Consider the following 12,941-nt stretch of genomic DNA (forward strand, 5'->3'; position numbering starts at 1 on the left):
GAACGTCAATCAGTCCAGCAAGTCAGGTTGCTGACGGACAATCATGTCATACAGTGACTGGAAATTGAACCAACCCATGAAATCTGATCCAACTTGGCGATAAGTTAAACTAGCAGTATCAGGGTTAATCAGCACCGGCTTTCCTGCTGCTTGGGCCATCAACTGTGATTGACAACAGCGATCCATTGTGATAAACCACCATGCTGCCTCATCCACTGAATGACCAACACTCAGTAAGCCGTGATTGCGAAGAATCGCCGCTTTCTTTTGTCCCAGAGTATTGGCAATACGCTGACTTTCTTCCAAATCCAGTACGACCCCAGTATAGTCCTCAAACAAAGCGTGGTCTTCATAGAAAGCGCAAGCATCTTGAGTCAGCGGATCGAGAAGACGTCCCAAGGTTGACCAGGTTTTGCCATACAGGGAATGTGTGTGAGCAGCCGCTACTACATCTGGTCGCGCTTGGTGAATTTGGGAGTGTATAGCAAAAGCAGCAGGGTTTATTGGCTTGTCACCTTCAACGACCTCACCTTTATGGTTAACCAGTATCAGGTCTGAAACTCGGATGTGACCAAAGTACATCCCAAAAGGATTAACCCAAAAGTGGTCATGGAACTCAGGGTCACGAGCAGTGATGTGTCCAGCAACACCTTCATCAAAACCGTAACGAGCAAACAAACGAAAGGCAGCAGCCAAACGCTGCTTACGATGAAGACGCTCATCTTCCACACGCTCAAACTTGGGTGGATGGGGAAGTTCCGCTTTTGATAATTTTGAGGGGTCTACTGTGAGCATAATTTTATCTCAGTATCAACTTAATGGAAATTTAGCTACCGAATTTTCAAAAATACTTAAACTTTCGTAAAATTATACATTGAATATAATCAAATTATAATCTCCTCAAAATATCGTAAAAAAAACCTTTTCTTGCCAAAATATTGCTGGTTTACGACTTTTGCAAAAAGAAATCACAAAATGAAATATATTTCCTTTAGATAATGAGGAACATATACACTTCCTCAACAGCCTTATTTAAGGAGCAAAAAATGTCAGATTTTCATGACTTCTTAAAACATCAATTTGCCTACGTTGCAATTGGAGAATTCAAACCAGGTAAATTTGAAGAAGCCAAAAGACTTTATGAGCAAGCTGTCTCTACTTATACTCAAGGTTTCAAAGGAGCATATCTACTGCAAGAGCCAGGAAGTGATAAAGGAATTGCTGTTATTTTTTGGGAAAATGTGGGAGATATGGAAGAAAACCACAGTGAGGCTTATGAACAGATCTTGAAAGAGATGACGCCTCTGTTTACTAAGACACCCACGACTTCTTTTTATGAGGTTGTTTGTGAAATTGAACCAGCAGTGACTCAGGATTTGAATATCGACGAATCGTAGAATAATGGCGGTGTCAACAAGGGGCATCATTTTAGGTAAAGTAAAAGCATGGACACACCTGTGAAGTGATTCAATTTTTCTTTGTGCTATTTGCTAACGTTGGCATCGCCGCCTACGACTGATTACTGTGGGGGGACAGACTTTGGCTTTGACTCAGCTGCTGATTCTTTCACCGCAGGAGAAGAAATAGAAGTCTGTTTTGATGGCTGACATTGGCTCACAACTTCGGGTTTCGCTTTGGGAACTTTCAATGATTTGAATTTAGAGGATAAAATTTTGACTTCATCTCCTAGGCTGACTACAGGTTTGTTTGCGGTGGAAGAAGTTGATTGTGAGTTTGATGGACTTGCTTGCCCAATAGAGCAGACTCGCAGATATATCCAACTGTCTTTCTCTATTTTCTCTGACCTGGAAAGAATTTGCAAAACACTACCTTTTGGAGCAATCACTCCGGTTGGGGGCGAGGTTGTTTTGATGAATTCGATTTCGCTCGTCGTCTGAATCACTTGTGCTGCATTTGCAGCAGATTTGTCCGAACCATCCTGAGAACCACTTTTGATAGGTGGTGCTACCAATGGTATCCCCTCCGAGGGAATGATTCTTGGTGAAGAATTTGTTAATTTCTTGATCGGAAGCGACCCTTGATGCCATAGGTATCCCAACAAAAGGCTGACGACAACCAATAGCAGCGGAATTACAAACAGTTGCTTTAGTGTTCGCAAAGTTGTCAACCAACTTTTAGTTGAATCTGATGATTTGGTAGTTGTTGAAGGTACAGATTTAGGCTTTACTCCTTGACCATTTTGAGTTGTTTCCTCCTGAACTGGCTGCGGATTTTGTTTATGGGGCAATGTGGAATTAGCAGATAAGTTATTTGCTATTGGTTGAACAACTCGTCGGTTTTCAAAGACTCGTTTCTCAATCAGCACAATATCCTCATCACTCAGTTCCAAAGTATACTGAAACCGTCGCAATTCTTCGCGAGTTCTGTCACTCATCGGGTACGCACGTTCAATTTCATTGTTCAGTACTTGCTCATACTGTCGCAATTTTTGCTGGTGCTCCTCTATCTGAGCAGTAATGCGTGCTTCAATTGGAGCAACATCCTCATGAGTAAGTCCTAAAAACCCCTGTTGCTCTTGCAGTTCTTGACGCTTTGCCTCACTAAAAGGATATTTTTTTTGAATAGCACTTAGAAATAGATTTTCATACTGCTGTAATTTCTGCTTATATGCTCCTACCTCAGCAGTAACGCGGGTTTGAATGAAAGAAATATCTTCATCAGCAAGTTGTAATTGTTGCTGCATCTGCTGTAGTTGATTGCTTGTTGATGCACTAAGAGGATATTCCTGCCGTACAGCCTTTGAAAATTCTTGTTCGTACCACTGCAAGTTTTTTCTGTAAGCTTCAATCACCGCAGTCACTTGTTTTTCGATAGATGCTGTATCTTCATCATTTAGGTGCAGACTTTGCTGAAAATGTCGCAAGTGTTGGCGGTCAATCTCACTGATGATTAGTTTTTTCTTAATTAGCTCTGTAAATACTTGTTCATACTGTTTTAGTTTTTCTCTGAACTGTTTTCGGTAAGGTTCTAGAATCTCGTTTTCAATTGCCGTCGCCTCTGCCACAGAAAGTCCGAAACGATTTCTCACAAGATCTAAAATATTGCGCCCTACAAAAGAAATTTCTCCACGATCAATGTACCGTGCCACCTCTTTACGATATTTCTGCTTTGGATCGATGAGAGGAACTTTTGTGAGTCGAATCTTGAATCCTTCTCTAATGGCATAAATCTCTGGCTTCATTAATGGTTGAATGTCTCTTACCTTCTTTTTGGCATATTCATGCAACTCATCAATGGATATGAACCCATCTTCATCTAAATCTGCTACACCAGTTTGAATTCCCTCAACCAGATAACGGGTGTAAATTGATAATTCTGAACCCTCCTGCTCAAAGGAGTACTGCGTCGATGAAGATGAAGTCAGGATTGCCCTTCCCTCACCACCTAGTTGCTCCTGAATGTTAACAGTGCCATCATCTCTAACTAATAACCCCTGAGCAAAAGCACCACTAAAGCAACAATCTAAAATCACTACTTGTCGCCGAGAACGGCTTCTACTCATACTTTCTTGAACGAAGCTGGCTGAAACTGCGCTTGAGCGGATTAAATCTCCTTGAGGATTTTTGCGAGTTTTGTGAGTTGCTAGGTAAAGTCTACCTGTATCATCCTTTATGCCATGACCTGAGAAGAAAAACAGCACTAAGTCATCTCTATGACGCCCAGCAAATAGATTCTCAATTGCTTCCTCCATTTGCTGTCTGGCAGGATTTGTGAGCAGCGTCACATCTGCTTGTACAAAACCACCTATGTCTGTATGTAGCAAAACTTGTTGTATAGCCTCGACATCTTTAACAGCCGCAGGCAAAGGGTTCAAACCTGGCTCATACTCACTGACCCCAACCAGCAATGCTACTTTCGCCATTGTCAACTCCCATGCTGCCACATAACCTGCGCTGCTTCAATTATTATCATCAAATTTGCCTGACTGGCGACTTAATATTTAGAGCTTTTTGCTATTGGCTTCCACTTCCATTTTAGGAGTGCTTAGCCACAAATTTATCTACAAGCCCAAGTCTCCATTTTCCGAACTGAAATACTCTTACCAATGCTGATTTAAAAGTTTTATTTTACTCATGCTCAATCACTATTTATACACAAAAGAAAATCGCTAATTGCTGCTTTCTTTAGCAATTAGCGATGACAAGGAGCATAATTTTATTGCGAGAATCCTTTGTATAATCTGCACTCATCTAGGTGCTTGTGCAATGATGTGGAGCACTCACATGAAAGTTTCGTCAGAACCTATTGGTGAAGAAATAGACAAGAGGATAAGCAGGACTCTTAAGTCTTTTTGTGCTAACCAACAAATGATTAACCACACACCCCATATAAAGGCGATCGCCTAAATCTGGGTACTCTTTGCTATTGCATGAAACACCCACCCCAAAGGCGCAATGCTCCAGATGAGCAGCGCTTTGAGCAATATCCTATCAACACTACCTTGAGGATTTTGATTAGATACTTTGTCAATAGAATTAACAAAGTAGAAATTTAAAGTATAAAACTTTACTTGTTGTACTGCTTGATCGCTTCTTTATAGTACAAGAATACTATAAAGAAGATTTGGTAGTCAATATTGATCCTCAAAAATTCGATCTCATTTTCAGTTATATGGATGATTCTAAGTAGAAGGCAGTCCGGATGAAAAATTTTACCCTTCAGGTATGTCCTTTGGACGCTTGTTCATACCCCTTGCGGGGGCGGCTTGCGCTTACGGGTTTCTAGGGTTTGCATTTTACGCTTAACTTTGTCTACCTACTTAACTTCCATAGTCCCTTAAGCTTCAACAGGAAGAATTTCTAAAATGATAGAAGAAAATCAAAAATGACTAGTAATGGGTAGCGATGGGTAGGAATTTAGTGGATTTACGATTTTTAAAAATTTCAAATAGCATGGGAAATTCTCCGCAATAGAGCTATTTTAAGGATCTTTGGAGATGTTTAATGCCCTATACCCATTAGAACTTACGCACCATCTGCTAGAAACCCGGTTTCTTCGTTCGTATTTGCTTGCGAAACAGACGATTTTTGGTAGAAACCGGGTAACTTTTGCCTAAGTCTTACCTATGTTAAGAAGTGCAACAAGGTGCGATAGTATTAAAGTTGCAAAATCTGGAATACCCTCATGACAGCCGATTTACAATTACACGCCTCACCTGATTTTGTCACCGTACTCTCACTCGCTGCAACTGCCTATCAAGGACAGAAGAAGAATCGCCCTAGTGCTGAAATTGTCGTCAATGCTTTGCTGCAAGCAGAAAAAGCTGCTAAACAGCAACGACTGACGTATCCTTTTGAGTCTTTGGTAGGTCGATGGCGGCTATGCTTTGCCACTGGAACCAAAAAAGTCAGAAATAAAGCAGGGATTGTGTTGGGAAAAGGTTTTTATGTGCCGAAGTTGGTTCCAACTCGTATCTCCTTCAATACCACACAAGGTGTAGATGAAACTCCAAATAGAGAGGAGATTGGCAATTCTGTTCAAATTGGTCCTATTGTATTACAGCTCAAAGGTCCAGCACAATATTTAGGGAAGAAAAACTTATTGGCGTTTGACTTTATTCAGATGCAAATCAGTTTGTTTGGTCGTGTGATTTATAACGGTTCGATTCGAGGCGGTAAAGCTCAAGCGGAGAATTTTTATAGTCAATCTGTCAGTAAGCTACCTTTCTTTGCATTCTTTTTAGTAAAAGAGGACTTCATTGCAGCTCGTGGTCGTGGTGGTGGGCTAGCATTATGGATTCGAGAAAAGTGAACTTCGTTAAATGCAATATTCTCAACCCAACTAAATCATACCAAAGTCTCTACCACCAAATAGAGGAGACATCAAGAAAGTAGATGATAGCGTAATAAAAATATTGTGGGTGTAATACCGTTTCCATATGAAGATGCATAGAAAGAACCCCACCGCCGTTAACTGCCCTCCCCAACGCATCGGGGAGGTTAGGAGGGGTAAAAATAATATGCAGCTATGGCACTTTACGGGCAAGCTATCACAGAGAATTGGTATAAACCAAATATTCATAGCGTGCAAGGAGATGTTCCACATTGAATAAATCAGCACTCATAGTCCCCTTCCTGGCATTGCTTTTACTACTGCCAGCAAATATATTTGGTCGTGCTCATGCTTCAACCAATCACGCTCCTAAAATGTCCTCTTTTAACCTGAGTTCTCAAAAATGGAAAAATCGCGTGCTACTAGTGTTTGCTCCCTCTAGTAGCCATCCTGCTTATCAACAGCAGATGCAACTGTTTGAAAAGTATAAATCAAGTTTTCGTGACCGGGATTTAGTTCTTGTTCAAGTTGTTGCAAATGGCAAAAGTTTTGCAAACACAGAGCAAATAGATTCTGCGGCGGCTGCTGGGTTGCGCGATGATCTCAAAGTCAGCAACCAAGATTTTTGCGTTGTCTTGGTGGGTAAAGACGGTGGTGTCAAGCGTCGTGAGACAACTCCTGTGCAAGCGAAAGCTATTTTTGACGAAATTGATGCTATGCCCATGCGAAGACAGGAAATGCGAGAACGAAGCAAATAAGGAGAGAATTTGACAAGACGCACGCAAATCTACCACGACGTCACGGGTGTTTGAGCAACCAATTGAGGAGTAGATGATTAGTCGTTTGCGGTTGTTCTAGCATAAACCAATGTCCTGCTCCTTCGAGCTGTTCGTAACACCACTCGGCTGTTACGTATTTGCCAGAGTCCTTCATGTGCGATTCCCAAAGAAAATCGTCTTTGGTACTCCAGATACCCAAGGTAGGAACAGTCACGGGGAGTGGTTTAGGCAATTCTCCTTGAAGGGCTGCGAGCAGAATTTCAGGAAATGGGTTTGCTTGTTCCAATTTCCCCATACTTTCAAATACACCGAGTTCCAAGACACGGTTGACAATCTGCTCCCTATCCGGGTGAGTTCGGAGGACTTCGCGCAATAAACGACCATTGCTGGCGCGATAAAGCTGAGGTGCAACCTTATGGATGTTAAGAAAGAGATACCACTGATAACGCAGGACATCAAAGGATATATCCAGCAATGATGCCAGGTGCCCAACTGACATAGCAACAAAAGTCTTCAGACGGTTCGGGTACACTGTCGCAAAATCCCAGCCTATAACGGCACCATAGTCGTGTGCGATACAATGAACCTTTTCTAACCCAAGACAGTTGAGCAGACTAACCATATCATTGACCAAGGCGGAAAACGTATATCGTTCAACATCTTGTGGCTTGTCGCTAAGTCCGTAACCGAGTAAATCGGGACAGATAACGCGGTATCCAGCTTCCAGCAAAACCAAAACTTGATTCCGCCACACTGTGCTGTCATCTGGCCAACCATGAAGCAAAAGAATGCTGTCTTTCCCTGAACCCGAATCTCTCACATAGTATCGAGCGCCATTAAGTTCTATCGTTTTTGCGCCAAGAGTATCGTACATCATTTTTCTGTTGGATTATAGGTGTTTGGATACCCTCACATTACCTATACCAACGAGAGTGAGTCGCGCACATTCTTGCAATTAAAAGCATATTCTTGCTACTGACTCCGAAACGCTTTAGGAGACATACCTACCAAGCGTCTGAAATGCCGACTGAGATGACTTTGATGAGCAAACCCGCATAAAAGTGCCACATTTGCAATACCTAAATCTGATTGTTTGAGTAACCGCTTTGCTAGTTCCACTCGCCGCTGAATCACGTATTGATGTGGTGTCATATGCATGGATTGTTTGAACAAACGACAGAAGTAGAAAGAACTCATTCCCACATTGTTCGCCAAATCCTCTAGTTGAATATCTTCTTCTAAATGAGCTTCGATGAAATCCAGCACTTGCTTCAGTTTGAATTTCGGTAAGCCATGAGAATATGTCGGAATATTTGGCTGTAATATCGAGAAGTTTTTGAGCAGATGCATGGCAAGGGCTGTACCAAAAGATTCACCGTATAGCCGCCCTGCTGGACACCCAGCTTCTAAATCTGCTTTGAGCGCATTGACTATGGTTTGAATAACTGGGTCGAAAATTTGCCATCTGGGAACAAGTTCGAGTTGATTGCAACTTAGCGCTTCATAAGCTAGCTGTTCAAGAAACTTTGGATCAATCACCAGTATTGTAAAGTGACTTGTTTGTTCCCAGCTTGTCCAGTGACTGGTATTCGCTGGACACAGACAAATTTCACCACCACCAATTCTGGATGATAAATATTTTCCATCCATACGACGCTCATGATGTGACCATGAATTAGTATCGATGATTTCCAACGCATGCTGTTGCATCACGTGTTCACCAGTTTCTGAGCCAGGATGCTGGTAATAAGCTAGAAAAATATTGTTCCAGTCAGCTTGTTTGCTAGTCAACAATGGTGGGTGAGGAAGAATTTGGGACAAGTCCTCTAAGCTTGTCAGATCTAACGTCATATTTCAATTTGAGGCAAGTATTATAAATACTAAAGTTTTTACCAGAAACAGAACAGACATCAAGAAAGTCGATAATACGGTAGAACAAATATTCACACCTAGAAATTAAACGGCAGATGTTTTCAGTTTTTATACGTCGTTTTTGGCTTTCGTTTGGAGCAGTTATTTTGCTTTCGTTTATTTTGCTTCCAGTCAAAGCACAAGAATCATCTCTAAGGGCTTTATCTCCAAGCATCACTGAGTTATCCTCACAGCAACTTGAGCAACAAATTCATCAAACCGCACCGCTTGCAGATGGAATGATGAAAGTCAGCGCTGTTGTCACTGCGGCGCAGCCCAACACTTCAGTATTTCAAGAACGGTTAAAAACTCTCGATGTTTCAGCCGCTCAAGGTAAAGTTGGTATTGGGGTTTTGGATCTTAATAGCGGTCAAAGCTGGTTTCTCAATGGTAAGCAGCGCTTTCCCATGCAAAGTGTGTATAAGCTTCCTTCTGCCATAGCCGTCTTAAAACGACTAGACGAGGGCAAGATTTCGTTTAAGCAATTAGTCACCATTATGCGTCAAGACGTTGCTCCTGGATGGAGTCCTATCGTCAAGGAATTCAAAGGTGATAGAGTACAGTTACCACTCCGAAACGTTCTAGAACGCTCTGTGGGAATAAGTGATAATACTGCAGCTGACGCTTTGGTACGATTGCTTGGTGGACCTCAAAAAGTCACTGCTATCTTACGCGATCTGCAAATTCGCAACATTCGCGTTGACCGATTAGAACAGCAGCTGCAGCCGGAGAGTGTGGGACTCAAAAACTTTCAACCTGAATTAGCTGACGAACAAAAATACAAGGAAGCTGTGGAGAAGATTCCAGATCGCGATCAGAAAGCTGCTCTCCAAAGGTACCTTCGCGACTCACGGGATACTGCAACTCCTGAAGCTATGGTTGACCTTTTGGCAAGGTTACAATCGAATCAGCTATTGTCCGAGAACTCTACCGCTTTGTTGCTAAAGATCATGACCGATTCTCCAACAGGAGAGAAGCGTCTAAAAGCAGGACTACCTGAAAATTGGTCGATCGCACACAAGACTGGTACGGGTGCAGATGTTCTCGGGATAAATACTGCAACAAATGACGTTGGAATCGCTAGTTCGCCGGATGGGAAGCGGGTGGCGATCGCCGTATTTATAGCCGGTTCAAAAGCTCCTCTGGAAGAGCGCGAGAAAGTTATGTCCGACATCGCCTCAGCAGTGGTAAAGGCGATGCAATAAACCTCAGTTGAAAATAGCAGGGGAAACATTCGTCATGTTTAACGTCATATTTAAATTTGATTTAAATTAGAGGCAATTCTTACAGAGACTAACTCTCATTAATGAGGATCGATAAAGCATGACGGGCATAGTTTGCACCTGCTGGAGTTCCTTCAATCGTTGCCATCAGACTGGCACCACCAATTAACAGTAAGTACTGCTGAGAGAATGCTTCTGGATGACGAACCCCTGCTTCTATTGCTAGTTGCATAACATGAGTGCGAATTGCCTCACGCAACGATACGGAAACATGATGAGCCGGATGATTTGCATCTGCTATTTCAAGAACTGCATTAATGAATGGGCATCCTCGAAAGTCTGGTTGAGCATACCACTCTCCAAGCACATCAAATATTGCGAGTAGTTTTTCTTTAGCTGTTTGTCCTCGCTCCTCAACAGCTTTGTGAAACCACTTCAACCATTGCTTTTCGCGATAGCGCATGACTTCCAAAATGAGTTGGTCTTTTGAGGGGAAGTATTTGTAGAATGTCCGTTTTGCAACGTCTGAAGCAGCAATCACTTCGTTAATCCCAACGTGCTGAATCCCCTTCTGGTAGAAAAGCTGGGAGGCAGTTTCTAGGATGCGATCATAAATGTTGTTGGTATTTGATGTCATATTTTAGTTTTCTCGGCTGTAGACAAACTTGTCTACTTAAAGTATTCTACTAAATGTAGACAAACTTGTCTACTCAGCAACAAGTGTGTAATGAGCGTAAATGTTCCGGTTTTTGTACACACAATTCTGCTTTTGTCAATACTGTAAAAGATATAGCATAATGGAATTCACTATTTACACTCCCCAAACCGCCCCTGAAGAGTCCAAAGAATCTCTGCACCATGCCAAGGAAACATTTGGCTTCATTCCCAACCTAGAGGGTATATGCGCTCTTGCACCTGCACTCTTGAAGGGTAGTATGGCTCTGTGGGATCTTTTCAGCACAACCAGCTTCACTCTACTCGAACAACAGGTAGTATACCTAGCAGTTAATTATGAAAATGAGTGCCACTACTGCATGGCAGCACACTCAGGTTTGGCAAAAAAGGTTGGTTTGTCAACCGAGGATATAAATGCTGTGCGAAATGGTGAACCTCTGCAAAACCCAAAACTACAAGCACTTCGTCACTTTACACAGCAAATGGTGCAAACTCGTGGTTGGGTTACTGATGATGAAATTGAGACCTTTTTGAAGGCTGGTTACACAAAGCAGCAGGTTCTAGAAGTCATTCTTGGTATCGCTGTGAAAGTCATTCACAACTACACTAATCACATTGCCCAAACGCCACTCGATAACGCGTTTGAGCGCTACGCTTGGTCGAAACCCACCGTTGACGTGAATACATCACAATAAGGCGATCGCATTCGCATCAACTAAGTAGTTATGTGAAAATCACGGCGGAGCGCAGACGCCTAAAAGACAAAGATGCAATCGTCGCCGCCCGCCTTATATCCCGCCACTAAACGGAGTACCATTATAGTGGAGGATGAGGACGCGAAGAAATTAAACTAGAAAATTAACAACTGAAGCAGAACCTGAAGCATGGGACTTCTGTGTCTGCCTTTGCAAGTAACGATAGAAGCGATTCATCGCATTCATATAAGCGTAAGCCGATGCAACCACAATGTCAGTATCGGAAGCTTGTCCAGAGAAAATACGTCCTTGATGCCCCATCCGAACTGTAACGGTTCCCAGCGCATCAATTCCTCCAGTGACAGACATGATAGAAAAGTCAATTAATTGATTGGGAATCTTCACTAGTCGATTAATTGCTTTATACACCGCATCCACCGGACCTACCCCTACAGCTGCATCCGTGAGGATTTGTCCATCGGGAGTCACGATTGTAATAGTTGCAGTTGGACAGGTGCAATCTCCACAAGTTACTTGGACATGTTCAAGTTGAAAGCCTTTGTCTACTTGAATTTGCGTTTCGTCCCGAACGATCGCCTCTAAATCCCAATCAGACATTTCCTTTTTCTTATCGGCAATTTCTTTGAACCGCATAAAGGCTTTATTCAAATCTGCCTCACTCAACTCAAACCCCAATTCCTGAAGCCTGCTTCGGAAAGCATTCCTTCCAGAGTGCTTGCCCAAAATAATCCTGTTTTCAGAAAGACCAATATCAGCAGCTTCCATAATCTCATAGGTCTGCCGATGTTTGAGAATTCCATCTTGGTGAATTCCAGATTCATGAGCAAAAGCATTTGCTCCGACAATGGCTTTATTTGGCTGAACCACAATTCCTGTGAATTGCGAAACCAAGCAAGATGTTTTGTAAATCTCTTGCGTCTTAATTTTTGTCAAAGGTGTATCCTCATCAACCGAACGACCAAAGTAAGGATTAAAATGAGATTTGCGAACTTGCAATGCCATGACAATCTCTTCCAGCGCTGCATTTCCGGCTCGTTCACCAATTCCATTCACCGTACACTCCACCTGACGCACACCATTTTCAATTGCTGTCAAGGCGTTCGCTGTCGCCAAACCCAAATCGTTTTGGGTGTGAACCGAAAGAATGACTTGATCAATATTAGGAACATTTTCTTGCACACCTTGAATGAGTGCCGCCATGTCTTTGGGGGTGCAGTAGCCGACGGTGTCAGGAATGTTGATGGTGGTTGCACCTGCAGCAATCACTTGTTCTAAAATTTGGTAGAGGAATTCTGGATCAGTGCGGCTTGCATCCATCGGTGAGAATTCCACATCCTCTACAAAAGACTTGGCATAGGCTACCATTTCTTGGGCGATCGCCACAACTTCACTCCGAGACTTTTTCAACTGGTACTTCAGGTGAATATCTGAAGTGGAAATGAAAGTATGAATTCTCGGATGAGCAGCCGGTTTCAATGCTTCAGCAGCAGCTTGAATATCTTGCCGAATTGCTCTTGCTAAAGAACAAATGATAGGTCCACCCAATACGCCGACTTCTTGAGCTATTGTTCTAACAGCTTCAAAATCTCCACGACTGGCTACGGCAAATCCGGCTTCAATCACATCAACACCTAGTAGAGACAGTTGATGAGCGATCGCCAGTTTCTCTTCCACCAGCAGCGTTGCGCCTGGCGACTGTTCACCATCTCGTAGCGTTGTATCAAAGATAATCACTCGGTCTGGTTGAGGTTGAATGCTCATCACTGTCTCCCGTGGTATCAATAGAGGGATTGTTAGACATCTTTTGAATATTGTATACACAAAATTGTATACAATATAAAATA

12 protein-coding genes are annotated in these 12,941 nt (G+C 42.6%); 6 read left to right on the forward strand and 6 right to left on the reverse strand.

Features of this window, described 5'->3' with window-relative positions; genetic code table 11:
• Positions 1-9: 9 nt before the first annotated feature.
• Positions 10-795, reverse strand: coding sequence for a class II aldolase/adducin family protein (locus DP117_RS03445; RefSeq protein ID WP_169216938.1), 786 nt, complete (start codon positions 793-795; stop codon positions 10-12).
• Between the two features lie 251 nt (positions 796-1,046).
• On the opposite strand from DP117_RS03445, the gene DP117_RS03450 reads away from it, so the two are divergent.
• The gene (locus DP117_RS03450) at positions 1,047-1,397 is read left to right on the forward strand and encodes an antibiotic biosynthesis monooxygenase (protein WP_169216939.1); all 351 of its coding nucleotides are present in this window, start codon (positions 1,047-1,049) and stop codon (positions 1,395-1,397) included.
• Positions 1,398-1,519: 122 nt separating this feature from the next.
• On the opposite strand, the gene DP117_RS03455 is transcribed toward DP117_RS03450, so the two are convergent.
• Positions 1,520-3,883: a caspase family protein gene (locus DP117_RS03455; protein ID WP_169216940.1), complete on the reverse strand. Its 2,364-nt coding sequence runs from the start codon at positions 3,881-3,883 to the stop codon at positions 1,520-1,522.
• 361 nt (positions 3,884-4,244) lie between these two features.
• Here DP117_RS03455 and DP117_RS36870 point away from each other — a divergent pair, with 361 nt between their 5' ends.
• From DP117_RS36870 to DP117_RS03470, 3 genes are all read left to right on the forward strand, one after another.
• The gene (locus DP117_RS36870) at positions 4,245-4,367 is read left to right on the forward strand and encodes a hypothetical protein (protein ID WP_282440249.1); all 123 of its coding nucleotides are present in this window, start codon (positions 4,245-4,247) and stop codon (positions 4,365-4,367) included.
• 778 nt (positions 4,368-5,145) lie between these two features.
• Positions 5,146-5,772, forward strand: coding sequence for a hypothetical protein (locus tag DP117_RS03465; RefSeq protein WP_169216942.1), 627 nt, complete (start codon positions 5,146-5,148; stop codon positions 5,770-5,772).
• A 293-nt stretch (positions 5,773-6,065) separates the two neighbouring features.
• On the forward strand, positions 6,066-6,551 hold the full coding sequence (locus DP117_RS03470; RefSeq protein WP_169216943.1) for a DUF4174 domain-containing protein: 486 nt from the start codon (positions 6,066-6,068) through the stop codon (positions 6,549-6,551).
• Between the two features lie 40 nt (positions 6,552-6,591).
• Here the strand turns inward: DP117_RS03470 and DP117_RS03475 are convergent, their stop codons facing one another.
• Complete coding sequence (locus tag DP117_RS03475) at positions 6,592-7,449, reverse strand: alpha/beta hydrolase (protein WP_248277512.1); 858 nt, start codon at positions 7,447-7,449, stop codon at positions 6,592-6,594.
• A 95-nt stretch (positions 7,450-7,544) separates the two neighbouring features.
• Positions 7,545-8,423 (reverse strand): AraC family transcriptional regulator, encoded by an 879-nt coding sequence (locus DP117_RS03480; protein ID WP_169216944.1) that lies wholly within the window; start codon positions 8,421-8,423, stop codon positions 7,545-7,547.
• A gap of 116 nt (positions 8,424-8,539) precedes the next feature.
• Between DP117_RS03480 and bla the strand changes: the two genes are divergently transcribed.
• Complete coding sequence (gene bla, locus DP117_RS03485) at positions 8,540-9,688, forward strand: class A beta-lactamase (RefSeq protein WP_169216945.1); 1,149 nt, start codon at positions 8,540-8,542, stop codon at positions 9,686-9,688.
• 88 nt (positions 9,689-9,776) lie between these two features.
• On the opposite strand, the gene DP117_RS03490 is transcribed toward bla, so the two are convergent.
• Complete coding sequence (locus DP117_RS03490; protein WP_169216946.1) at positions 9,777-10,343, reverse strand: TetR/AcrR family transcriptional regulator; 567 nt, start codon at positions 10,341-10,343, stop codon at positions 9,777-9,779.
• A gap of 160 nt (positions 10,344-10,503) precedes the next feature.
• On the opposite strand from DP117_RS03490, the gene DP117_RS03495 reads away from it, so the two are divergent.
• Positions 10,504-11,076 carry a carboxymuconolactone decarboxylase family protein gene (locus tag DP117_RS03495; RefSeq protein ID WP_169216947.1) on the forward strand — a complete coding sequence of 191 codons (573 nt, stop codon included), beginning with the start codon at positions 10,504-10,506 and terminating at the stop codon, positions 11,074-11,076.
• 150 nt (positions 11,077-11,226) lie between these two features.
• Here DP117_RS03495 and DP117_RS03500 read toward each other — a convergent pair whose 3' ends face one another.
• On the reverse strand, positions 11,227-12,852 hold the full coding sequence (locus tag DP117_RS03500; RefSeq protein ID WP_339381339.1) for a 2-isopropylmalate synthase: 1,626 nt from the start codon (positions 12,850-12,852) through the stop codon (positions 11,227-11,229).
• Positions 12,853-12,941: the final 89 nt, after the last annotated feature.

Origin of the sequence: Brasilonema sp. UFV-L1, from assembly GCF_012912105.1 — a bacterium.
In the GTDB taxonomy this organism is placed as follows: Bacteria; Cyanobacteriota; Cyanobacteriia; order Cyanobacteriales; family Nostocaceae; genus Brasilonema.